21 protein-coding genes are annotated in these 21691 nt (G+C 72.8%); 12 read left to right on the forward strand and 9 right to left on the reverse strand.

Annotated elements, in window-relative coordinates:
• Window positions 1-44: 44 nt before the first annotated feature.
• Window positions 45-3419, forward strand: coding sequence for a BTAD domain-containing putative transcriptional regulator (locus tag ACPPVX_RS12860; protein ID WP_426570955.1), 3375 nt, complete (start codon window positions 45-47; stop codon window positions 3417-3419).
• 54 nt (window positions 3420-3473) lie between these two features.
• On the opposite strand, the gene ACPPVX_RS12865 is transcribed toward ACPPVX_RS12860, so the two are convergent.
• A complete protein-coding gene (locus tag ACPPVX_RS12865; protein ID WP_426570956.1) occupies window positions 3474-4085 on the reverse strand; it encodes an ATP-dependent Clp protease proteolytic subunit in 612 nt (203 codons plus the stop codon).
• Between the two features lie 89 nt (window positions 4086-4174).
• Here ACPPVX_RS12865 and ACPPVX_RS12870 point away from each other — a divergent pair, with 89 nt between their 5' ends.
• Genes ACPPVX_RS12870 through ACPPVX_RS12890 form a run of 5 tightly spaced genes read left to right on the forward strand, consistent with a single transcriptional unit; the run spans window position 4175 to window position 7233 of the window.
• Entirely contained in the window at window positions 4175-4624 is a 450-nt protein-coding gene (locus ACPPVX_RS12870) for an SRPBCC family protein (protein WP_426570957.1), read from the forward strand.
• Complete coding sequence (locus tag ACPPVX_RS12875) at window positions 4621-4953, forward strand: ArsR/SmtB family transcription factor (protein ID WP_426570958.1); 333 nt, start codon at window positions 4621-4623, stop codon at window positions 4951-4953. Before ACPPVX_RS12870 ends, ACPPVX_RS12875 begins: the two co-directional genes overlap by 4 nt.
• A gap of 32 nt (window positions 4954-4985) precedes the next feature.
• Window positions 4986-5486, forward strand: a complete 501-nt coding sequence (locus tag ACPPVX_RS12880; RefSeq protein ID WP_426570959.1) for an FxsA family protein — start codon at window positions 4986-4988, stop codon at window positions 5484-5486.
• Window positions 5483-6367 carry an NUDIX hydrolase gene (locus ACPPVX_RS12885; protein WP_426570960.1) on the forward strand — a complete coding sequence of 295 codons (885 nt, stop codon included), beginning with the start codon at window positions 5483-5485 and terminating at the stop codon, window positions 6365-6367. Before ACPPVX_RS12880 ends, ACPPVX_RS12885 begins: the two co-directional genes overlap by 4 nt.
• Window positions 6364-7233 (forward strand): MBL fold metallo-hydrolase, encoded by an 870-nt coding sequence (locus tag ACPPVX_RS12890; protein ID WP_426570961.1) that lies wholly within the window; start codon window positions 6364-6366, stop codon window positions 7231-7233. Before ACPPVX_RS12885 ends, ACPPVX_RS12890 begins: the two co-directional genes overlap by 4 nt.
• 175 nt (window positions 7234-7408) lie before the next feature.
• Here the strand turns inward: ACPPVX_RS12890 and ACPPVX_RS12895 are convergent, their stop codons facing one another.
• Complete coding sequence (locus ACPPVX_RS12895; protein ID WP_426570962.1) at window positions 7409-7819, reverse strand: MarR family winged helix-turn-helix transcriptional regulator; 411 nt, start codon at window positions 7817-7819, stop codon at window positions 7409-7411.
• Window positions 7816-9204 (reverse strand): chloride channel protein, encoded by a 1389-nt coding sequence (locus ACPPVX_RS12900; RefSeq protein ID WP_426570963.1) that lies wholly within the window; start codon window positions 9202-9204, stop codon window positions 7816-7818. The genes ACPPVX_RS12895 and ACPPVX_RS12900 overlap by 4 nt, the downstream gene beginning before the upstream one ends.
• Window positions 9205-9355: 151 nt before the next feature.
• Here ACPPVX_RS12900 and ACPPVX_RS12905 point away from each other — a divergent pair, with 151 nt between their 5' ends.
• Window positions 9356-10867: an aldehyde dehydrogenase family protein gene (locus ACPPVX_RS12905; RefSeq protein ID WP_426570964.1), complete on the forward strand. Its 1512-nt coding sequence runs from the start codon at window positions 9356-9358 to the stop codon at window positions 10865-10867.
• Window positions 10868-10942: 75 nt separating this feature from the next.
• On the opposite strand, the gene ACPPVX_RS12910 is transcribed toward ACPPVX_RS12905, so the two are convergent.
• Window positions 10943-11290 (reverse strand): hypothetical protein, encoded by a 348-nt coding sequence (locus ACPPVX_RS12910; RefSeq protein ID WP_426570965.1) that lies wholly within the window; start codon window positions 11288-11290, stop codon window positions 10943-10945.
• A 136-nt stretch (window positions 11291-11426) separates the two neighbouring features.
• On the opposite strand from ACPPVX_RS12910, the gene ACPPVX_RS12915 reads away from it, so the two are divergent.
• A complete protein-coding gene (locus ACPPVX_RS12915) occupies window positions 11427-11852 on the forward strand; it encodes a DUF779 domain-containing protein (RefSeq protein ID WP_426570966.1) in 426 nt (141 codons plus the stop codon).
• Window positions 11853-11869: 17 nt separating this feature from the next.
• Here ACPPVX_RS12915 and ACPPVX_RS12920 read toward each other — a convergent pair whose 3' ends face one another.
• Window positions 11870-13072 (reverse strand): Mrp/NBP35 family ATP-binding protein, encoded by a 1203-nt coding sequence (locus ACPPVX_RS12920; RefSeq protein WP_426570967.1) that lies wholly within the window; start codon window positions 13070-13072, stop codon window positions 11870-11872.
• A gap of 43 nt (window positions 13073-13115) precedes the next feature.
• Between ACPPVX_RS12920 and erpA the strand changes: the two genes are divergently transcribed.
• The gene (gene erpA, locus ACPPVX_RS12925) at window positions 13116-13502 is read left to right on the forward strand and encodes an iron-sulfur cluster insertion protein ErpA (RefSeq protein ID WP_426570968.1); all 387 of its coding nucleotides are present in this window, start codon (window positions 13116-13118) and stop codon (window positions 13500-13502) included.
• A gap of 139 nt (window positions 13503-13641) precedes the next feature.
• On the opposite strand, the gene ACPPVX_RS12930 is transcribed toward erpA, so the two are convergent.
• Window positions 13642-14751 (reverse strand): hypothetical protein, encoded by a 1110-nt coding sequence (locus tag ACPPVX_RS12930; protein WP_426570969.1) that lies wholly within the window; start codon window positions 14749-14751, stop codon window positions 13642-13644.
• A 138-nt stretch (window positions 14752-14889) separates the two neighbouring features.
• Between ACPPVX_RS12930 and ACPPVX_RS12935 the strand changes: the two genes are divergently transcribed.
• Together ACPPVX_RS12935 and ACPPVX_RS12940 are read left to right on the forward strand one after the other, a co-directional pair.
• Window positions 14890-16452 carry a 2Fe-2S iron-sulfur cluster-binding protein gene (locus ACPPVX_RS12935; protein WP_426570970.1) on the forward strand — a complete coding sequence of 521 codons (1563 nt, stop codon included), beginning with the start codon at window positions 14890-14892 and terminating at the stop codon, window positions 16450-16452.
• Complete coding sequence (locus ACPPVX_RS12940) at window positions 16452-16799, forward strand: RidA family protein (RefSeq protein WP_426570971.1); 348 nt, start codon at window positions 16452-16454, stop codon at window positions 16797-16799. The genes ACPPVX_RS12935 and ACPPVX_RS12940 overlap by 1 nt, the downstream gene beginning before the upstream one ends.
• Here ACPPVX_RS12940 and ACPPVX_RS12945 read toward each other — a convergent pair.
• Entirely contained in the window at window positions 16796-16954 is a 159-nt protein-coding gene (locus tag ACPPVX_RS12945) for a hypothetical protein (RefSeq protein WP_426570972.1), read from the reverse strand. The genes ACPPVX_RS12940 and ACPPVX_RS12945 overlap by 4 nt on opposite strands.
• A 223-nt stretch (window positions 16955-17177) precedes the next feature.
• Between ACPPVX_RS12945 and ACPPVX_RS12950 the strand changes: the two genes are divergently transcribed.
• Window positions 17178-19376, forward strand: coding sequence for an acyltransferase family protein (locus ACPPVX_RS12950; protein ID WP_426570973.1), 2199 nt, complete (start codon window positions 17178-17180; stop codon window positions 19374-19376).
• A gap of 147 nt (window positions 19377-19523) precedes the next feature.
• Here ACPPVX_RS12950 and ACPPVX_RS12955 read toward each other — a convergent pair whose 3' ends face one another.
• Both ACPPVX_RS12955 and ACPPVX_RS12960 read right to left on the reverse strand, forming a co-directional pair.
• Entirely contained in the window at window positions 19524-20204 is a 681-nt protein-coding gene (locus tag ACPPVX_RS12955; protein WP_426570974.1) for a winged helix-turn-helix domain-containing protein, read from the reverse strand.
• Window positions 20205-20212: 8 nt separating this feature from the next.
• On the reverse strand, window positions 20213-21544 hold the full coding sequence (locus tag ACPPVX_RS12960; protein ID WP_426570975.1) for a glutamine synthetase family protein: 1332 nt from the start codon (window positions 21542-21544) through the stop codon (window positions 20213-20215).
• Window positions 21545-21691: the final 147 nt, after the last annotated feature.

Genomic DNA, 21691 nt, shown 5'->3' on the forward strand with positions numbered 1-21691 from the left:
AGCGGCGGCGCAGGGGCGTTGACCTGCGTGGGAGCATGGAGGCCATGACGGCAGGGCGAGGGCCGGGTCTGCGGATCTTCGGTGGGGTGGGGGCGAGCGGTCCCGACGGCGATGCCGACCTGGGCGGCCCCAAGCAGCGCGCCGTCCTGGCCCTCCTGCTGGTCGAGCCGGGAGTGGTCGTGTCGGTCGATCGCATCATCGACACCATCTGGGGCGACGGCGCGCCGGCCCGGGCCGAGGTGTCGGTCCGCGGCTACATCTCCAACCTGCGCAAGCCGCTGGCCTCGGCGCTGGACGGGGAGGCGGCGATCGACTTCCGTGACCGGGGCTACGTGCTGCTCGTCGATCCGGAGGCCATCGACCTCCACCGCTTCCAGCAGGCGGTCCTGGAGGGTCGGGCGCTCCTCCGCTCCGGTGACCTCGAGGGGGCTCGCGATGCGCTGGCGGCGGCGCTCGAGCTGTCGTCGGACCGGCCCTTCGGCGCGCTGGCCGACGAGCTCCACCTCGATCAGGTGATCGCCGGCATCGAGCAGCGCCGCGGCGAAGCCGCCGAGCTGCTGACCCAGGTGCGGCTCGACCTGGGCGAGCACGACACCGTCGGGCCCGAGCTGCTCGGCTTCGTGGCGCGGTACCCGTACCGCGAGGGCCTCCGGGTGCAACTGGCGACCGCGCTGTACCGATCGGGCGACCAGGTCCGAGCACTGCGGTCCATCGAGGAGGCCCGGCGCCTGCTGATCGATGACGTCGGCGTGGATCCGGGCCCGGAGCTGCGCGCGATCGAGGGCCGGATCCTCGCCCACGACCCCGCGCTGGCGTGGTCGGCCGCGGCCGTGGCCGATGCACCGGCCGCCAGGAGCGAGCCGGCTGCCTCGGTCCGCCCGCAGACCGAACTCTTCGGGCGGGGTCGGGAGCTGGACCTCATCGTCGAGCCCCTGCGGCGCCTGCCGGCCGGGGGTGTGGTCGTGGTCGGTGGCGAGGCCGGCATCGGGAAGACCGCACTCCTGCGCCGGCTCGTCGACGAGGCGGCCCATGCGGGGGTCGCGGTCGGTTGGGGCCGGTGCCCCGAGTCGGCGTCCGATGCGCCCTACCGCTCGTGGAAGATGGCGGCGCGCCAGGCCGCATCCCGCGGCGGTCCGTCGGAGCTGGTGTCCGCGCTCGCCCAGGCCGACGGCGACCTGGCCGATGACCCGACCGCCGGCCGGCTCGTCACCCACCTCGCCATCGCCGAGGTGCTCCAGGACACCGAGACGCCGCTGGTGCTGGTCATCGACGACGTCCAGTGGGCGGACGACGCCACCCTCGCGCTGCTCGAGTTCCTGGCGGCCGAGCTCGACACCGTGCCGCTCGTCCTCGCCCTGTCGGTCCGGCGTTCGGGCTCGAGCGAGCTGCGCCAGCCGGTGCGGGACTGCTTGGCCGAGCTGGCGCGCGTCGACGGGAACGTGCAGGTGGCGCTGGAGGGCCTCACGTCCGACGACGTGCACGAGTGGCTCGCCCGCGCGGTCGACCGCGAGCCTCCGGCCGGTCTCGACGACCTGCTCGCGGCGACGACCGACGGCAACCCGTTCTACCTGCGGGAGCTGATCGCGCTGCTCGACACCGAGGGCCGGCTGGGCGGCGATGGCGGATCGGCCCGTGCCGGCTCGGTCCCCGCCGGTTCGGTCCCCGCCGCGGTCCAGGACGTGATCCGGCGCCGCACGTCGCGGCAGCCCCCGGAGACCCAGCAGCTCATGGCCGCCGCCGCGGTCATCGGCCGGCGCTTCGATCTCGACGTCCTCGCCCGGGTCGCCGGGCTCGACCCGGCTCGCGTGCTCGACGTCTTGGCCCCGGCGGTCGACGCCGGGCTCGTCGAGCTCGACGACGCGGTGGCGGGCCGCTACGGCTTCTCGCACGCCCTGGTGGCGGAGACGCTGGTCGCGGAGCAGAACCCGACCCGCCTGGCTCAGCTCCACGCCCAGATCACCTGGGCCCTCGAGGACCTGCGCGCCGGCCGGATCGAGGGCTCGCTGGAGGATCTGGCCCACCACGCGTGCGAGGGCGCCTCGGCCGGCACCGCCCGCCAGGCGTTCGCGTACTCGCTCGCGGCCGCCGCCGCCGCCCACGCGGCCCGTGCCTCCGGCGACGAGGCGGAGCACCTGCGCCGGGCGCTCGCCGTCCAGCCCGCAGGCGGGGACGAGCGGGCCGCGGAGCGCGTCGAGCTCCTGATCCGGATGGGTGCGGCCCTGCGCGACCTGGGCGATGTCCTCGCCGGCCGCAACGCGCTGGTGGACGCTGCCCTCGCCGCCGAGGCTCTCGGCGACCCCGATTCGGTGGCGGCGGCCCTGGCGCTGCTCAGCCCGATCGATCTGTGGGCCGCGATCGACTGGTCGCTGTCGGACCAGCGGGCGGTCGCCTTGGTCGAGCGGGTGCTGGCGGATGAGCCGGCCGAACCCACCCCGGCCGGGACCGCGCTGCGGGCCGACCTGTCAGCCGAGATCGTCTACAGCGATCCGGTGCGCGCCGCGGAGCTGTCCGGCCAGGCGGCGATCGAGGCGGAGCTCCACGGCGACCCCCAGCTCCTCCAGCGGGTCCTGCTCATGCGGTTCTGGGCGATCTCGTCGCCGTCGGCCTGGGAGGAGCGGGCCGCCATCGGGGCCCGGCTGGTCCAGCTCGCCGACTCCGGCGCCCTTCCGTCGACCTTCACGCCCCTGGCGCACCTGGCCCGGGTCTCCGCGGCCTTCGAGCGAGGGGAGATCGACGTGGTGGACGAGGCCGTCGCCGCGGCTCGCGCCAGGGTGGACCCCGGCCGCACGCCGGTCGCCTGGATGCACCTGCTGTGGACGGAGGCCTCGCTGTCGCTGCTGCGGGGCGAGCTGGATCGGGCTCTGGCCCAGACCGACGAGCTCTTCACGGCCGCCTGGCGGGTCCGGCGGTTCACCGCCGAGTTCACCCACGCGGCGATGCGCTCGGCCGTGCTGTACGAGATGGGGCGCATCGACGATGTGCTGCGCGCGTTCGAGCCGTTGAACCACCCGCCCTACGACCGGTCGTCGCAGTGGTTCTCCGCCTGGCTCCTGGCGTCGAACGGGCTGCACGACGAGGCCGCGGTCGCCCTGCACCGATGGGACGGGCCCATCCCCGACGACTGGCTGCGGCTGACGATCACGACCGCGGGCGTCCTGACCGCGGCGACCATCGGTGACCGGCGCTTCCTGCAGCGCCACCTGGCGACGTTGGAGCCGCTCGCCGGCCACCTCGCGGTCATGGGCAACGGCGGTCCGATGTTCGGGCCGGTCGACTTCGCCCTCGCCCTGGCTCAGGAGGCGCTGGGCGACCACGACGCGGCGCGGGTCCACGCGGCCTCGGCCCGGCAGCTGGCCGAGCGCGCCGGCGCGGTCCTGTGGACCCCGCGGATCGCCGAGCTCGAGGCCCGCCTCCCCTGAGCTTCGTGTGGATCTGGTCCGTGCGTGCGCCGGTTCCACACGAGGTTCGTCGGGTCAGCGCAGGGCTTCCACCGGGAGGGCCTCCGGCTTGGTGAGGATCTCGTCGACCAAGCCGTAGGCCACGGCGTCTTCGCCGCGCAGGATGAAGTCGCGGTCGATGTCGGCGGCGATCTGCTCGATGGACTGGCCGGTGTCCTCGGCGAGCGCGAGCGTCATCCGCTCCCGCATGAGGACCATCTCCTTGACCGCCAGCTCCATGTCCTTGGTCTGGCCCTGGGCGCCGCCGTGGGGCTGGTGGATCAGCACCCGGCTGTTGGGCAGGGCGAAGCGCTTGCCCTTGGTGCCGCCGGCCAGGATCACGGCAGCGGCCGACGCCGCCTGGCCGATGCAGAAGGTCGCCACATCGCAGCGCAGGAGCTGCATGGTGTCGTAGATGGCGAACAGGGCGGTCATGTCGCCGCCGGGGGAGTTGATGTAGAGCCGGATGTCCTTGCCGGGGTCCTCGGCTTCGAGGTGCAGGAGCTGGGCGATGATCAGGTTGGCCACCGTGTCGTCGAGCTGGGTGCCGAAGAAGATCAGGCGCTGGTTGAGCAGCCGGGACCAGATGTCGAAGGCGCGCTCGCCCTTGGCGGTCTGTTCGATGACGGTGGGGACGAGCAGGCTCATGGGTCACTCCTGATGTGCAACTGAACAGTTGCGAATGTACGGCGGGGGGCCACCAATTGCAACCGTTCGGTTGCGGGTATGCTTCGGGCATGCCTGCTGCCACCGTGACCCGCTCGCTCCACCTCGCCGCCGCCCCCCACGACGTGTGGGCGTCCCTGGCCGACGAGCGCGGGCTGTCGGGCTGGTTGGCCGACGACGTGCGCGTCGTGGTGGCGCCCGGGCAGGCCGGCACCGCCACCGACGGCGGCACCACCCGGCGCATGGTCGTCACCGAGGTCGAGGCCGGGCGGTCGGTCGGGTTCGTGTGGTGGGACGAGGCGCAGCCGGCCGACGCGTCGGTCGTCACCATCTCCGTCGAGGCCGACGCCCAGGGCGACGGGTCGATCGTCACGGTCACCGAGCGCCTGGCCGGCGCCGGCGTCGCCCACCTGGGTGCTGCCACCGTCGCCGACCTCGGCTCGGTCGAGGCCCACTGGGACCGCCGGCTCCGCGCGCTCGTGGGCGCCGGCGAGCCGGCCCTCGCCGCCGCCTGCGTGTGACCGCACCGTCCGCCTCCTCGCGGCGCGCCGCGGCGGTCTTCGATGCGCTCGGCGACGGCACCCGCCGCGAGCTGTTCGCGGCCGTCGGCGCCGCCGGATCGGTCACCGCCACCGAGCTCGCCGCCGACCGGCCCCTGAGCCGCCAGGCCGTCGTCAAGCACCTCCAGCTCCTGGCCGCCGCCGGTCTGGTCCAGGCGGAGAAGGTGGGTCGCGAGCAGCGCTACCGCCTCACCCCGGCGCCGCTCGATGACGCGGCGGCGTGGATGGCTTCGGTGGGTGTGGCCTGGGACGAGCGCCTCGGGCGGCTGGCCGAGCGTCACACGCCGTAACACCCGCCGGAAGGCGCCAGTAGCCTGCGCCCATGCTCTGGCTCATCCTGCTGTTCATCGTGGCGCCCCTGGCGGAGCTCTACGTGATCATCCAGGTGGCGTCGGTGATCGGCGGTTGGGAGACCATCGCCCTGCTCATCGTCGAGAGCGCCATCGGCGCCTGGCTCCTGAAGCGCCAGGGCCTGGCCACGCTCGGGAAGATCTCCACGGCGGTCTCGGAGGGCCGGGTGCCGAGCAACGAGCTGCTCGACGGCCTGCTGCTCCTGGTGGCCGGTGCGCTGATGCTCGCCCCCGGCTTCATCGGCGACGTCCTCGGCTTCCTGCTCATCATCCCCTTCACCCGCCTGCCGTTCCGGGCCCTCCTTCGCCGCCGGTTCCAGAAGGGCGACTACGCGGGGTTCTTCGCGGCGTCCACCGCCGGACCGGGCGGAGCCCGCTTCGTGGGGAGCTTCCGTGCCGGCCGCGGTTCGGTCTTCGACACCACCGGGTCGTCGACCCCGGTCGACCCTCCCAGCGGCGAGCTCAACCCGTGACCGAGGTCGCCGAGGTGCCGATGCGGGACGCGGCCACCGTGCTGATCCTGCGCGACGGGGCCGACGGCCTCGAGGTCTTCATGCTCCGCCGCAACCTCAACTCCGACTTCGTCGGCGGCGCCTACGTGTTCCCCGGCGGTGCGGTCGACCCCGACGACCGGCACCTCAACCTCGAGCCGGTGTGCGAGGGGCGCAGCGACGCCGATGCCTCCCGTCGCCTGGGCATCGAGTCCGGTGGCCTGGCGTTCTGGGTGGCGGCCATCCGCGAGAGCTTCGAGGAGGCCGGCGTGCTGCTGGCCTACGACCTCGACGGCCTGGTCGACCTCGACGACGCCGAGTCCGTCGCCCGGTGGGCGCGCCACCGCCAGCAGGTCGACGCCGGCCAGCTGACCATGGTCGATCTGTGCCGCCTCGAGGGCCTGCGCCTCGCCGTCGACGGCATGCACTACTTCAGCCACTGGGTGACGCCCGTCGGTGCCCCCCGCCGCTACGACACCCGCTTCTTCCTCGCCGCCGCGCCGCCCAACCAGACCCCGCTGCACGACGACCACGAGGTGATCGCCAACGAGTGGCTGCGTCCGCTCGACGGCATCGCCCGGGTCGAGTCCGGCGAGCTGGTGATGATGCCGCCCACCGTCTCCAGCCTGCGGGCCGTCTCGCGGTTCGAGACGGCGGCCGAGGCGCTCGAAGCTGCGAGGGAGATCTCGCACGTCCCCGAGGTGCTGCCCCGGGTGATCGCCGATGGCGGCGGCGTGCGCATCGTGCTCCCCGGCGACCCGTCCTACGACGCTCCCCCTGGCATCCCGGATGCCTCGACCGATTGGATGACCGTGGCCGACTCCCGCCTCGTGACCGGCTTCGGCGGAGGGGAGGGGGCGTGAGCACGGCAGAGACCGAGGCGGAGCGCCCCGATCTGATCCCCGACGTCCCCATCGCCCTCGGCAAGCTCGTCCGCCGCATCCTGTGCAACAACCCCGGGATGATGACCGGCCCGGGCACCAACACGTACCTGGTGGGCATCGACGAGATCGCCGTGATCGACCCCGGCCCCGACGACCCGGTCCACCTCGACGCCATCGCCGCCGCCGGCAGCGGCCGCATCAAGTGGATCCTCTGCACCCACACCCACGGCGACCACTCGCCAGGCGCGGCCGGCCTCAAGGAGCGCACCGGCGCCGAGGTCCTGGCCTTCGCCGACCGAGACGGCCTGGTCTGCGATCGGCACCTCGCCGATGGCGACACCATCGAGGGCACCGAGTTCACGCTCCGCGTGATCCACACCCCGGGCCACGCCGCCAACCACATCTGCTTCCTGCTCGAACGAGACCGCCTGCTCTTCACCGGAGACCACGTGATGGACGGCTCCACGGTGGTCATCACCCCGCTCGACGGCGACATGGGCGACTACCTGGCGTCCATCGAGCGGCTCCAAGCGTGGCGCCCGTCGCTGAAGGCCATCGCGCCGGCCCACGGCCACGTCATCGACGATCCGGCCGCCAAGCTCGACGACTACCTCACGCACCGCCTCGAGCGGGAGGCCCAGGTGCTGGCCACGCTCCAGGGCTTCGGGGCCACGGGGGCCGACACCGCCCAGCTGGTCGAGGCCATCTACACCGACGTGCCCGAGTTCCTCTGGCCCGTCGCCCGCTTCAGCGTGTGGGCCCACCTCCGCAAGCTCGACCAGGAGGGCACCACGTCAGCGGTCGACCGCGACGACCCCGACACCCGCTGGACCGCCACCGCCTGAGGCGCGTCCCGGCGCTCGCCGGGCGGGGGCTGTGCCGTTGCGTGTCCGGGCGGTACGGAACTGCACGCGCCGGATCGGGGTGATCGCCGCCGGGCCCGGTGGCCGTGACGGTGGGCTGTGCAGCACCTGGTCGCAGGGACGCGGAACCGCACACCCCGGATGCGCTGGGACCGGGTCAGCCGAGGGCGCCGAGGATGTCGTTCAGCTGGTCGCGGAAGCGGCGGAGCTCCTCGCGGTGGAGGTAGGAGAGGGCGGCGAGCTTGGCGGCCCCGTCGTCGGTGAGCGTGAGGACGGCGCGGCGGGCATCGCCGGGGTCGTCGTGGGCCCGGGCCACCAGGCCCTTGGCCTCGGCCCGGGCGACCAGCTCGGTGGCGGAGTGGACCTTGATCTGGAGCGCGTCGGCGATCTCGGTGACCGACGGTGGTGGACCGTCGTGGCCGCGGATGGCGAGCAGCAGCTGGTGGTGGGCGGGCGTGAGGCCGGCCGCCTTGGCCCCGCCCTCGGAGAAGGCGAGGAACCCGCGCAGGGCGTGACGGAACGCGGCGAGGGAGCGGTAGTCGCGGTCGGACAAGGGCCGGGTGGTCATTCGGGGTCCGTCCCGGGGCGCTCGTCGCCGGCGGCCTCGCCGGCGATCTCGACGTGAGGGCCCTCGTCGGCGAGGAGGTGCGGGTCGGCCGGTCCGGAGCGGACGCCGGCGTCCGGTGGCGGGACGCTCTCCTCGGTGCGGAGGTCCTCGTCGGCCGCAGGCACGCCGGTGTAGCGCCGCTGCTGGCTGTGGATCAGCCCCACCTGCGACGTGAGGGCCAGGCTGACCAGGGCGGCGATGAGCGTGGTGGGCAGCAGAGCCGCGCCGCTCATCTCGGTGACGACCAGCGTCGATCCGAGCGGGGTCTTGGTGACCCCGACGTTGCAGGCCACCATGAGCGCGGTGGCGAGCACCCAGGTGTTGCCGGCCCCGAGGTGGCCGTCGGCGGCGCGCCCCAGGCAGAAGCCGATGAAGAACAGCGGGATGATGAAGCCGCCGCGCCAGCCCGTGGCCATGGCGATCGCGGCGGCAACCAGCTTGGCCACGGCGGCCACCAGGAAGGTGAGGGCCGCGACGCGGCCGACGCTGAGGTGGTCGAGCTGGACCTCGCCGTTGGTGAGGGCGTAGGGCGAAGCGATCGCCAAGAGGCCCAGCAGCGCCCCGCCGATCGCCGGCTGCGAGCCGCGGGGCAGCCGGTCGGCGACCGCTCGGAGGCCGATGCACGCGTAGGTGAAGGCGATGGCGACGAGGGCCCCGACGATGCCTGCACCCACGGCGAGCAGGAGGTCGATCGCGTGGAGGTGCGCCGGCGCCGGCAGGTGCCAGATCGGCTCGAGGCCGGCACCCGCGACCGTGATCGACACGGCGTAGCCGCAGAGGGATCCGACGGCGGCCGGCAGCAGGGCCTCGTAGTACTCGAGGCCGCGGCGGTGGAGGATCTCGAGGGCGAACACGGCCGAGCCGAGCGGGGCGGCGAACAGGACGGTGAACCCGGCCGCCATGCCCGTGATGGCGACGATGCGCAGGTCGCGGCGGTCCAGGCGGCCGCGCACCCCGAGCCACGACGCCAGGGTGCCGGTGGTGGTGACCAGCGGTGCCTCGGGTCCGAGCGGTCCGCCGGCGCCGACGCACAGGAGGGAGATCGGGATGAGGGAGCGGAGGCTGCGGACGTCGTCGCGCCCGCCCTCGACGTGGATGTTGTCGACCAGGAGCTCGACATCGCCCGGAGTGCCGAGCACCTTGCTGAGCACGGTCACCGACAGCCCGATCGCCACGAGGATGGCGAGGTGGGCGCCGTCGCTCCACCGACCGGGACCGAGCAGGTGGCGGACCAGGTCGAGCGCGGCCAGGTAGGCGGCTCCGACCAGGCCGCCGCCGAGGCCGACCACGACGACCAGGACACCCAGGCGGACCCGGCGGTCGTCGAAGGTCACGGTCGGCAACATGGTGAGAATAGATCGTAGTACGATCTATTCGTGCGACCCAACCCCAGGGCCGCGGTCGGGAAGCGTCGGTGCTGGGGGCGCGGTAGCGTCCTTGACCGCCGGGTCAGGGGATCCGGCCGCTCCACGCCCACCATCCACAAGGGGAACGGCCATGGCCGATTACCAGCTCTTCATCGACGGCGAGTACGTCGATGCCCAGTCCGGGGAGACCTTCACCACCACCGATCCCGCCACCGGCGAGGCCATCGGCGAGATCGCCAAGGCCGGCCGGGAGGATTCGGTGCGAGCCATCGAAGCGGCCCGCAAGGCGTTCGACGAGGGCCCCTGGCCCAAGATGAGCGGCGCCGAGCGCGGCGCCAAGATCAACGAGATCGCCGACGCCATCGAGGCCAAGGCCGAGAAGTTCTCCGAGATGGAGGCCCGCGACGGCGGTGGCACCATCAAGAAGGCGATGTTCGCCGACATCCCCGGTGCCGTGGGCGCGTTCCGCTGGTTCGCCAAGCTCGCCACCGAGGAGGCCGAGGAGGTCGAGGTGCCCGGCACCCCGTTCCCGCCCTCGCAGAACTGGGTCCGCTACGAGCCCCACGGCGTGACCACCGGGATCATCCCGTGGAACTTCCCGTTCATCATGGCGGCGTGGAAGCTGGGGCCGTCGCTCGCCGCCGGCAACTGCGCCGTGCTGAAGCCGGCCTCGTTCACCTCGATCACCGCCCTGATGCTCGGTGAGGTGTTCCAGGAGGTCGACCTCCCGCCGGGCGTGGCCAACATCGTCGCCGGCCCCGGCGGCACCTGCGGCGAGGAGCTCGCCGTCAACCCGCTGGTCGACAAGACCGCCTTCACCGGCTCCACCGAGGTCGGCCGCCGCATCATGCAGCTCGCCTCGGGCACCGTGAAGCCCGTGACCCTCGAGCTCGGCGGCAAGAGCGCCAACATCGTGCTCGACGACGCCGACCTCGACCTCGCTGCCGCGTGCGTCCTGTGGGGCACCTTCTTCCACAACGGCCAGGTGTGCGAGTCGGGCACCCGTGCCCTCGTCCACAAGAGCATCTACGACGAGTTCCTCTCGCTGCTCGTCGACCGCGCCGGCAAGATCGTCATCGGCAACCAGATGGACTTCAACACCGACCTCGGCCCGCTGGTGAGCCGCAGCCAGGTGGAGACCGTCGAGCGCTACGTGCAGCTCGGCCGCGACGAGGTGGGTGAGCCCATCTGCGGCGGCTCCCGCCCCGAGGGCCTCGCCGAGGGCCTCGACCCGGCCGCGTTCTACACGCCGACGATCTTTGCCGGGGTGCCCAACTCCGCCAAGATCGCCCAGGAGGAGATCTTCGGCCCGGTCCTGTCGGTCATCCCCTACGAGACCGACGACGAGGCCATCGCCATCGCCAACGACTCGATCTACGGCCTGGCCGGTGGCGTGCAGTCGACGAACATGGAGCGGGCCCGCTCGGTGGCCAACCGCATGCGCACCGGCACGGTGTGGATCAACGACTACCACCTCATCAGCCCGGAGCGCCCCTTCGGCGGGTACAAGCAGTCGGGCATCGGCCGGGAGCTCGGCCTCAACGGCCTCCGCGCCTACCAGCAGGTGAAGCACGTCCACGCCAACCCCGGTGGCACGCGCGACAACTACATCCACTTCTCGGCGCTGAGCGGCAACATCTGATCAGCGCCCGCACCTGACGGAACGCGAGGAGCCCGGGCCGAGCGGTCCGGGCTCCTCCGCGCTCGGGCCTGGGCGTCAGCCGCCCGTGGTGGTGGTGATGGCGCCCAGCGCGCAGGACTGCATGGAGTCGGAGAGGATCTGCTCGTACTCCTTCTTGTTGCGCTTGTCGATGCTGGCCGTGGTGTCGCCCTTGGCGATCGCCCGCAGCAGTCCGTCGGGCAGGTCAGAGGCCTCGAGCGCCTTGCCGATGCAGGAGGCGATCGAGCCGTCGGTGCCGGTGGGCAGGCTCTTGCCGATGCCGGCCGTCAGCTCCTCGACCGACGGGCGCGAGCCCGAGTTGGTGTCGTCGGTGCCGCCGCAGCCGGTGACGAGCACCGGCAGGAGCAGGGCGGCCGCTACGACCATCAGAGCACGGGTCTTCATCGCTGGTCTCCTGGAACGTGTGGTGTGGGTGGGTGCCGCGGCGCGTGCTCGGGCCGTGGAGACCTTGCGTCGCGTCGGATCACGGTAGCGAGCGGACCTCGGTGCGGTCCCGGACCCCGCTGCGTAGCCTGGGCCCATGCTGGTGACCTCGACCGATCGAGCTGCCGCCGTGATCGCCGAGATGGGCACCCGCCGAGCGGGCACCCTCACCATCACGATCGGCACCGGCTGCTGCGAGTCCACCGCCCCCTTCCTCTACGAGGACTTCTGGCCGGGGCCCGATCAGGAGCCGGTGGGCGAGGTGGGCGGCGTGGTGGTCTACGCCCCCGAGTACCTGCGCACGCAGTACCCCGGCGACGACGGGGTGGTGCTCGACGTCAACCAGGAGCTGGGCGAGTCGCTGTCGGTCGAGACCGAGCTGGGGTGCCGGCTGATCCTGCGCGGGGCCGGGTTCGACTCGTCGCAGGAGCCGCAGGTGTGCGCCGCGCCCGCGGGCCCGCCCGTGCTGCGCCCGGTGGTGGGTGAGCTGCCCGAGGCGCTCCGCGGCATCCGGATGCGCTGAGGCCCCGACGGGGAGCGTCAGGCGCCGGCCGCGGTGGCAGCGTCGTCGGCGTCGAGCGCGGCCATGGCCATCTCGAGCATCCGGGCGGAGCAGCCGGCCAGCTCGGCGGGCGGGACGGCCTCGGTGACCAGGCGGTCGGCCAGGTCGCGGAACGCCTGAGCGGCCGGTGAGGTGCCCAGCACCTCGGGCTCGCCCGCGTCGCCGCCGGCCGACACGAGCGGTTCGATGGGGATCTGCCCCAGCAGCGGCACGCCGGCGTCGTCGGCGAGCGTCTGGCCGCCGCCGGTGCCGAAGAGGGCGTGGGCCTCGCCGTGGTTGTCGGTGAACGAGCTCATGTTCTCGACCACGCCCGCCACGCGCAGGAAGCTCTTTCGGGCCATCGACACGGCGCGGATGGCCACCTTCTGGGCGCCCACCGCCGGCGTGGTGACGACGATGACCTCGGCGCGCGGCACGAGCTTGGCCACGCCCATCTGCACGTCGCCGGTCCCGGGCGGCATGTCGACCAGGAGGTAGTCGAGGTCGTCGCCCCACTCCACGTCCTGGAGGAAGTGCTGCACGCCGCGGTTGAGCATGAGCCCCCGCCACATGAGCGCGGTCTCCTCGTCCTCGACGAGGAACCCCATCGACACGATGCGGACCACGCCGGCACCGATCTTGCGCTCGATCGGGAGCATGACCTTGCGGTTGCCCTCGACGCGGCCTTCGAGGCGGCCCGACACGCCGAGCATGCGCGGGATCGAGAAGCCCCAGACGTCGGCGTCGAGGACGCCCACCTTGAGGCCCCGATCGGCCAGGGCCGCAGCCAGGTTGGCGGTGACCGACGACTTGCCCACGCCGCCCTTGCCCGACGCCACGAGCACCACCCGGGTGGTGGGGCCGATGGCGGTGTCCTCGTCTCGCTGGGACACGTTGAAGCGGGCCTTCTCCATGGCCCGCGACTTCTCTGCCTGGGTCATCTCGGTCCAGTCGAGCTTCACCGAGGTGACCCCGGGGTGGGAGGCCACCCGGGTGCGGACGTCTCGTTGGATCTGGGCGCGGAGCGGGCAGCCCGAGGTGGTGAGGGCGATGGTGACGGTGACGTGGCCGTCTTCGCCCACGTCGACGCCCTTGACCATGCCCAGCTCGACGATGTCGCTCCCCAGCTCGGGGTCGATCACGCCCCGCAGCAGGCTGCGGACGTCGTCGGGCGACGGAAGGGCGTTGGACGGGGCGGACACGAGTTCGATCCTACCGGCGCCCGGCCCAGGATCCCTTGCCCTGATGGGGTGCGTCGGCCGCGCCGAGCGGTACGATGGCCGTGATTGTTCCGATCAGGAGGAAGCCCCTGTGATTGCGCTCACCGACAACGCAGCATCCAAGGTCGCCGAGCTCATCTCGGCCGAAGGCGACACGTCGCTCGCGCTGCGCGTGGCCGTGCGCCCCGGCGGGTGCTCGGGGTTCAGCTACGAGATGTTCTTCGACTCCGACATGGCGGCCGATGACCTGATCACGGAGAAGGGCGGCGTCAAGGTCGTCGTCGACCCGTCGAGCGCCCAGCTGCTCACCGGTGCCACCCTCGACTACAAGGACGGCCTCCAGCAGGCCGGGTTCTCCATCGACAACCCCAACGCCCAGCGCACCTGCGGCTGCGGCTCCTCCTTCAGCTGACCCGGAGCAACCGACCGATCTGACCGGAGGCGGGCCTCAGGGCCCGCCTTCGTCGCGCTTGGCGCGTGCCGGCGCCTGCCTGGGCGGTGACCAGCGCCAGCTTTCGCCGAAGGCGGGGAGAGGAGCGCGTGCGCCGCGATCAGCGTGAGATCGACGGCGGTGCGGGCCGGACATCCTGCTCTTGAGGCGAAGCCTCGAGTGCGGGAACCCAGCCCACGCCGGGGATCTTCACGCCGGTGGGTGCGTCGGGATCGGGCGCGAGCACCACGATGACCCGCTGGCCGCGGGGGAGTCCGAGGAGCCGGCGGTGCAGCTCCTTGGCCCGTTCCTCGGAGAGATCGGAGTAGGGGGCCGCCACCACCAGCGTGTCGGCCTGGTCGGTGTCGAGGTCGGCGCCGGAGGTGAGCCACAGCTCGGTGCGCTCGCGCTGGAGGAGGGCCTGGACGGCCGGGTCGGTGATCGGGGTGGAGTCGCCCACCTCTCGGCGCCACGCCGCCACCCACGCCATGCGCCGCTGCACCACCACCCGCTCGGCGGCCCGCACGGCCGGGTTGTCGCCCAGCAGGCCGGCGATCACCGCATCCTGCGGGTCGTAGCGGTGGATGATGTCGTCGACCTGGGTGGGGTCGGCCCCGACGCCGGCCACCTGCTCCCAGCGGGATCGGGTGACCGAGCAGAACTGGCGGAGGCTGGCGTGCTCGGCGGGGGTGGCCCGGCGGGCGCGCAGGTGGCTGAGGCCGGCCCCGGCCACGCCGACGGTGGCGATGGCCACGCCGACCGGGGGCACCGCCAGCGCCGCCACGGCCACGCCCGCGGCAGCCACGCCGGTCCCGGCTCCGGTGCCGAGGCGCCGGCGCCGGGTGGTGCGCTTGGTGTCGTGGGCGATGGCGAGCTGCAGGGCCGTGTCGGCCGCGAGGACCTCGATGGCGGCGCGGCGGATGGTGTCGGGGTGGATGGCGACGCGCGTGTTGAGGCTCTTGGAGAGGCGGGCCGACACCGAGTCGCGGGTTCGGTCGCGGATCAGCTCGGCGCGGCGCATGGCGGCCGCCAGGCCGTCGAGGTCCCGGTGCTCGAGCTGCCGGGCGCTCAGCCGGGCCAGGGCCAGCTCGGTCTCGGCGCCGCCGATGGCCAGCTCGGCGTGGAGATCGTCGGCGATGGCCCGCGCCGCATGGGCGGGATCGGGGCGGACCATGACGATCAGCCCTCCGGTCTCGCCCGGAGTATCGGGGGTGCGCAGACCCGACTCCACGGATGCTCCTGCGGGGTGGCGACGAAAAGAGGGGGAACGAGAACGATCAACATCGGCCCAAAGGGCCCAGCAACGTTCTACTCACGCGCCCCCCTCGGGACGCGGATGCCCCCCGGTGCCGGGCCTAGTGTCGGCGCCGTGTCCCTGCCTTCGTCGACCGCACCGGAATCCCAGATCGCGCTGACCGTCGACGGTGTCGCGGTCGAGGTGCGCGACACCGGTGGGTCCTTGCTGTGCGCCCTTCGTGACCAGTTGGGCATCCGGTCGGTGAAGGACGGGTGCAGCCCGCAGGGCCAGTGCGGCTGCTGCACGGTGCTGGTCGACGGCGCGCCGCGCGTGTCGTGCGTGACGCCCGTCCGGCGGGTGGCCGGGCGCACCATCACCACCGTCGACGGGCTCGACCCTTCGGCCCGCGAGTCGTGGGCGGGGGCCTTGTGCGCCACGGGCGGCAGCCAGTGCGGCTTCTGCACGCCGGGGATCCTCGTCCGGCTCGACGCCCTGCGGCAGAAGGCCACCGACATCGCCGACCACGCGCCGGTCGAGCGGGCGCTCCAGGCCCACCTGTGCCGCTGCACGGGCTGGCAGACCATCGTCGAGGCCTGGGACGCGCTCGACCGCCCGCACCCGCCGCGGGATCTCGCCGCCGCGTCGGCCCGGGCGGAGCTCGAGGGCGGGGCCCCCCAAGCGGTGTCGCCCACGGTGGCCGAGGGCCGAGGCGGGTTCGCCGACGACCTGGCGCCCTCCGGTGCCCTGGTGGCGGTCCGGGCTGCCGACGGATCGTGGGCGGTGGGTGAGACGGTCGAGGCGGCCCGCGCCGCGGCCGGCAAGGTCCAGGGCCGGCGCACCACGGTCGACGCCGCTCCACCGCTCGCCGTGCCCGAGGGCGATTGGGACGCGGCCCTGCGCACGTGCTGGGTCGAGCCCGGCTACCTCGAGACCGATGCGTCGTGGTGCGAGCCGGGGGGCGAGCCGGCGTCGTCGCTGGCCAACGGCGGGGCGTTCGGCGCCAAGCAGCCCGACAGCCTCGGCGCGGTGGCTCGGCAGCTGGCCGACCAGCACGGACGTGCCGTCCGGGTGCTGTGGTCTCGCGAGGACGTGGTGCGGCTGGGCGTGAAGCGCCCGCCGGTGGCGGGCGGGGCTCGCTCCGACGGGACCGGCCGGATCACCGTGGCTCGCACCCCGGGCATCGCCGACGCCATCGCACGGGTGGCCCCGGGCCTGGTCGTCGATCAGGTCGACCTGGCCGGCCCTCCCACGACAGCGGCACCCCGTGCCGCGGGCTGGGCCGAGGCCGTGGTGCTGCTGGCCGGCGCCCGCGGCGCGCTGGAGCCGGTCCGAGGCCCCTCCGGCGGGGTGGCCGAGGCTGCGATCGTCGACGGGCGCATCCAGGTGAAGGTGGCGGCGGGCGACCCGCTCGACGAGGTGGTCCTGCGGTCCTACGCCATCGGCGCCGCCCACATGGCGTTCGGCTGGGTCACCAGCGAGGGCATCGCCGTCGACGCCTCCGGCGAGGTGCACGACCTCACCATCCGCTCGTTCGGCATCCCGCGGGCCATCGACACGCCGCCGATCGACGTCGAGATCGACGCCACGCCCGGCCCCGCCGTCAACGGGTCCGACGCGGTCTTCGCGGCGGTGGCAGCCGCCGTCTGGCTGCACCAAGGTTGCCCCACCGACTGGCCCACCCGAGGAGCCCTCTGATGCCGCACCCCACCGGACTTCCGTACACGCCCGCCGTCGCGGCCGGGGACTGGGTGGTGGTGTCCGGCCAGCTCGGCCTCGTCGACGGCGTGCTGGTGGAGGGCTTCGCCGCCGAGGTCGACGCGGTGCTGGCCAACCTGCGCGATCGCCTGGCCGAGCACGGGCTCGGGCTCGAGCACGTGGTGAAGACCACCTGCTTCCTGGCCGACCTCGATCGGTTCGGCGAGTTCAACGAGCGCTACGCCCTGGCGTTCGCCGAGCCGCGCCCCGCCCGGTCCGCCTTCCAGGTGGCCCGGCTCCCGTTCGACGCGAACGTCGAGATCGAGGCCTGGGCGTACCGGGGCTAGATGTTGGTGGCGATGAGCTCGCTGCCCTCGTTGGCCGTGTCGACCTCTTCCTTGAGGACGTACCCGAGCAGCGCCGAGGCGATGCCGCCCGAGATCAGCACCGTGACGGGGATGGCCACGACCAAGACGATGATGATTGCGATGGCACCGGGCATGGCCCCATCTTGACCTGACGGCGGTTCGGAGCGCAACGACGCCCAGCGGTACCGTGGCTGCTGCATGGGTTCGTCGTCGCCACCGAGCTCTCCGTCGCGGGGACCCAGGCCCACGCCGCGCCCGGTCGCGGGTGGGCTCCCGCCCCGATCCCAGGACCCGGCTCGGCCCGTCACCCCGCCTCGCGCTGCTCGCCAGGCCGCCCTCGCGGTCGACCCCGAGGTGATGTCCCCCGCCCCTCCGGCGGCCTCGCCGCCCAAGCCCGGCTACATCCCCGGCCTCGACGGCCTGCGGGCCGTCGCCGTGTTCGCCGTCGTGGCGTACCACCTCGAGATCCTGGGCGGCGGCTTCCTCGGCGTCGACGTGTTCTTCGTGATCAGCGGGTTCCTCATCACCCGCCTGCTGCTCGCCGAGCGCGAGCGGCGGGGTGGGATCGCCCTCGGCTCGTTCTGGATCCGGCGCTTCAAGCGGCTCCTGCCCGCCCTGCTGGTCGTGCTGGTCGCGGTGGCGATCGGCGCCCGGCTGTGGCTGCCGGCATGGCGCCTGGGTGCCATCCGCGGCGACGCCCTCGCCGCGCTCGCCTACGTGGCCAACTGGCGCTTCATCCTGAGCGGCCAGTCGTACTTCGCATCGGGGATCGTCCCGACGCCGCTGCGCCACACCTGGTCGCTGGCGATCGAGGAGCAGTTCTACCTGGTGTGGCCGTTGGTGGTGGTGGGGCTGGGCAAGGTCACCACCCACCTCCGCCGGTCCGTCGCCGTGGTGGCCGGGGTCGCTGCGCTCGCCTCGGCCGGCTGGATGGCGGTCTCGTCCTCGCTCGGCATGGACCTGTCGAGGATCTACTACGGCACCGACACCCGGGTCTTCGCCCTGTTCGGCGGGGCGCTGCTCGGGTGCTGGTGGGATCCGGCCTCGCGTCGGGGAGAGACGCACGGCGCTCGTCGGCGCTGGGCCCAGCGCTGGGCCGTGGTGGGCGCGCTCGCGCTGGTCCCCGTGGTGGCGTTCTTCTTCCTGGGCTCCAACGCCCACGCCGGCTTCTACCAGTGGGGCTTCCAGCTCCTGGCGGTGCTGTCGGTGCTGGTGGTGGCGGGCGTGGCCACCGGGCGGGGCCCGCAGGCGGCGGTGCTGGCCAACCCCGTCCTGGTCTGGCTCGGGCGCCGGTCCTACGGGATCTACCTCTGGTCGTGGCCGGCCCAGGTGTTCCTCGCCGAGCACTTCGGGGTGTCGGGCCTGGCCCTCGACGCTTCGGTGGTCGTGGTCGCGGTCTCGTTCGCCACGTTGTCGTTCTGGCTGGTGGAGGAGCCGATCCGCACCGGCACCCTCCCGGCCGGCCTGGGCGGGCTGGCGCGGCGGCGGGGCCACCGGCCCGACCGCACCCCGCGGGTGCCTCGGGCGGCGTGGTCGGCGATGGCCTTCCTGCTGGTGATCGGGGTCGTCGTGGGCACGTCGGCAGGGGCGCCGCCCGCGCCCACGTACGCGTCGGTGAGCGACAAAGCGGTCCTCGACGCCGCCGTCGGCGACATCAGCGCGGCCGAGGAGGCGAAGCTCCTGCGGACCACCTCCACCACCGAGCCCATCGACGAGGGCCCGCCCGGCCCGTTCACCGGAGCCCGGAGCCTGGTCGTCAGCCCGACCGCCTCGGTCGATCCCTCGGCCCGCCTCGGCCGGCCCCTGAAGGTGCTCCTCACCGGTGACTCCGTGGGCTGGTCGCTCGGCTGGGAGCTCGGGCCCACGCTCTCGCCCACCGTCTCCGTCGACAACCGGGCGATCATCGGCTGCGGGCTGATGCCGTACCGCGCCCAGTTCATCGTCGGCGGCCACAGCGGCGAGGACTACCCACCGGCGTGCCAGAAGGTCGACGTCGCCGAGCTGAAGGGCCTGGCCGACAAGCCCGATGCGGTGCTCCTGTGGGTCGGGGCGTGGGAGGTCTACGACCAGCAGCTCGACGGCACCCGCTACCAGGTCGGCACCAAGGCGTTCGCCCACCTGGTCGAGCAGCGCATCCAGGAGCGCGTCGACCGGTACCGGTCGGTCGGCGTGCCCACCGTGATGCCCGTCGTCCCGTGCTTCGGGACCACCGTCACCCGCCTCGGCAAGGAGCGGCTCCAACCCAAGCGCATCGACTGGGTCAACGAGCGGGTCCGCAAGGTGGCCCAGCGCAACAAGGGCTGGGTGCGGCTGATCGACCCGGGGCCTCAGCTGTGCGACGCGTCGGGCAAGGCGTTCGTCAAGACGCCCACCGGCCTGCCGCTGCGCGAGGACGGTGCCCACTTCCAGCACGACACCGCGGTGTGGTTCTGGAACAGCTGGCTCGCCGGCCAGATGGGGGCCGCGTTCGACGTGGCGCCGCCACCGCCGCCGACCACCAGCACCACCCCGACCACGTCGGGCGTCCCGGCCACGGGCGACGCGTCGGGCCCGTAGCGGGCGAACGATTGGTGGTGCCGCTCGTGAGCCAGCCCCAGCTTTCGCCGAAGGCGGGGAGAGGAGGCCGTGAGTGGCGACCGCAGGGGCTTGCGAAGGCCGAGCTGCAAGCCGGAGATCGAGCGATGTGGCGGAGCCTGAGAGGCTTCAGCCACCCCAGCGCGACTGGCCGAAGCGGTAGCCCACCGAGCGCACGGTGGCGATCAGGTTGGCGTGCTCCTCGCCGAGCTTGGCGCGCAGGCGCCGGATGTGGACGTCGACCGTGCGGGCGCCGCCGTAGTACTCGTAGCCCCAGACCCGGCTGAGCAGCGTCTCGCGGGTGAACACCTTGCCGGGGTGCTGCGCCAGGAACTTGAGCAGCTCGTACTCCATGTAGGTGAGGTCGAGCGGGTCGCCGTCGATGACCGCCTGGTAGGTCTCCAGGTTGAGCACGAGGCCGCCGTACTCCACGAGCTCGGGGGCGGTGCCGAAGCCCGTGCGCCAGAACAGGTGGCGGAGCCGGGCCTCCAGCTCGCGAGGGTGGAACGGGTCGAGGCAGAAGTCGTCGTAGAGCTCGTCGCGCAGGTCGAGCTCGTCGAGGCGGTTGCCGCCGATGAGCAGCAGCAGCGGCTCGACCGGAAGGTCGCCCTTGCGGATGGCGCGGCAGAGGGCCCAGGCCGCGTCGCTCTGCTCGGTGATGACGACGATGGCGCCGCCCCAGCCGTCGTCGGGGGTCTCGCTGATCGCCATGCGCTCATCGGCGATGGGCTTCCAGGCGTAGCCGCCCAGATCGAGCAGGCGGGCCAGCTCGGAGGGGGGCGGGTCGGGATGGACGAGCAGCGGTTCCATGGGTCCAGTCACCAGGTGGGCAGGTACCGAGCGAGCTCGAAGGGCGTGACCTGGGCCTTGTAGTCGGCCCACTCCGCCCGCTTGTTGCGCAGGAACCACTCGAAGATGTGGTCGCCCAGGGCCTCGCGCACGAGGGTGGATCCTTCCATGGCGTCGAGCGCCTCGCTGAGCGACTGCGGCAGGTCCTTCACCCCGGCGGCGTGGCGCTCGGCGGGGGAGAGGTCGAGGAACGAGGTGGCCTCGTCGGGGAGCGTGTAGCCCTCGTCGATGCCCTTGAGGCCGGCAGCGAGCAGCACCGAGTAGGCCAGGTACGGGTTGCACGCCGGGTCGGGCGAGCGGTACTCGATGCGCACCCCCGACTCCTTGCCGGGCTTCTGCATCGGCACCCGCACCAGCGCAGCGCGGTGGTTCTGGGCCCAGGTGATGTGCGACGGGGCCTCGGTGCCCACGATCAGCCGCTTGTACGAGTTCACCAGCTGGTTGGTGACGGCGGTGATCTCCGCGGCGTGGTGCAGCAGGCCGGCGACGAACGCCTGACCGGTCTTCGACAGCGGGTGGTCGTCGCCCGGGTCGTGGAACACGTTGCTGTCGCCCTCGAACAGCGACAGGTGGGTGTGCATGCCCGAGCCCTGGACTCCGGTGAGCGGCTTCGGCATGAACGTGGCGTACACGCCCTGCTCCATGGCCGTCTCCCGCACGACGAGGCGGAAGGTCATGACGTTGTCGGCCATGCTCAGCGCGTCGGTGTATCGCAGGTCGATCTCGTGCTGGCTGGGGCTGTCCTCGTGGAACGAGTACTCCACCGGGATGCCCATGGCCTCGAGGTGGTGGATGGTCTTCTTGCGGAGGTCGGAGCTGACGTCGGCCGTGGTGAGGTCGAAGTAGCCGCCGGTGTCGAGCGGCTCGAGCGGCTGCGACGGGTCGCCGGAGCCGAAGTAGAAGAACTCCATCTCCGGGGCGACGAAGAACGAGTAGCCCCGCTCCCGTGCGTTGTCGAGGTTGCGGCGCAGCACCTGCCGGGGATCGCCGGCGAAGGGCGTGCCGTCGAGGGTGGTGAGGTCGCAGAACATGCGAGCCGAGGTCTCGTCGCGCTCGTGCCACGGCAGCAGCTCGAACGTGCGGGCATCGGGGCGGGCGAGGACGTCGCTCTCCTGGATGCGGCTGAAGCCGTCGATGGCCGAGCCGTCGAAGCGCATGCCCTCCTCGAAGGCGTTCTCGAGCTCCGCCGGTGAGATGGCGAACGACTTCAGCTGGCCGAGCACATCGGTGAACCAGAGGCGCACCAGGCGCACCCCCCGCTCCTCGACCGTGCGCAGCACGTACTCCCTCTGGCGATCCACCGGGCCATCCTCACGCCCGGACGTGACGCGGAGCAACCCGAGAGGGGGCGGGTTCACGTTCCGTTCACAAAGGTGCAAGTACCTCGTGACGGCCCGGAAACGCCCTCGGGGCGGAGCGGTCCCGGGCGATCGGATGCGTTGACCATC

Origin of the sequence: Aquihabitans sp. McL0605 (assembly GCF_049993875.1) — a bacterium.
Taxonomy (GTDB): domain Bacteria; phylum Actinomycetota; class Acidimicrobiia; order Acidimicrobiales; family Iamiaceae; genus Aquihabitans.

Bases quoted from the DNA above. Each gene is read 5' to 3' on its own strand.
- ACPPVX_RS12915 (WP_426570966.1), top strand. From the start codon at position 11,427: ATGCTGGTGACCTCGACCGATCGAGCTGCCGCCGTGATCGCCGAGATG.
- ACPPVX_RS12910 (WP_426570965.1), bottom strand. From the start codon at position 11,290: ATGAAGACCCGTGCTCTGATGGTCGTAGCGGCCGCCCTGCTCCTGCCG.
- ACPPVX_RS12900 (WP_426570963.1), bottom strand. From the start codon at position 9,204: ATGTTGCCGACCGTGACCTTCGACGACCGCCGGGTCCGCCTGGGTGTC.
- erpA (WP_426570968.1), top strand. From the start codon at position 13,116: ATGGGGTGCGTCGGCCGCGCCGAGCGGTACGATGGCCGTGATTGTTCC.
- ACPPVX_RS12870 (WP_426570957.1), top strand. From the start codon at position 4,175: ATGCCTGCTGCCACCGTGACCCGCTCGCTCCACCTCGCCGCCGCCCCC.
- ACPPVX_RS12895 (WP_426570962.1), bottom strand. From the start codon at position 7,819: ATGACCACCCGGCCCTTGTCCGACCGCGACTACCGCTCCCTCGCCGCG.
- ACPPVX_RS12950 (WP_426570973.1), top strand. From the start codon at position 17,178: ATGTCCCCCGCCCCTCCGGCGGCCTCGCCGCCCAAGCCCGGCTACATC.
- ACPPVX_RS12940 (WP_426570971.1), top strand. From the start codon at position 16,452: ATGCCGCACCCCACCGGACTTCCGTACACGCCCGCCGTCGCGGCCGGG.
- ACPPVX_RS12880 (WP_426570959.1), top strand. From the start codon at position 4,986: ATGCTCTGGCTCATCCTGCTGTTCATCGTGGCGCCCCTGGCGGAGCTC.
- ACPPVX_RS12945 (WP_426570972.1), bottom strand. From the start codon at position 16,954: ATGCCCGGTGCCATCGCAATCATCATCGTCTTGGTCGTGGCCATCCCC.
- ACPPVX_RS12860 (WP_426570955.1), top strand. From the start codon at position 45: ATGACGGCAGGGCGAGGGCCGGGTCTGCGGATCTTCGGTGGGGTGGGG.
- ACPPVX_RS12905 (WP_426570964.1), top strand. From the start codon at position 9,356: ATGGCCGATTACCAGCTCTTCATCGACGGCGAGTACGTCGATGCCCAG.
- ACPPVX_RS12955 (WP_426570974.1), bottom strand. From the start codon at position 20,204: ATGGAACCGCTGCTCGTCCATCCCGACCCGCCCCCCTCCGAGCTGGCC.
- ACPPVX_RS12865 (WP_426570956.1), bottom strand. From the start codon at position 4,085: ATGAGCCTGCTCGTCCCCACCGTCATCGAACAGACCGCCAAGGGCGAG.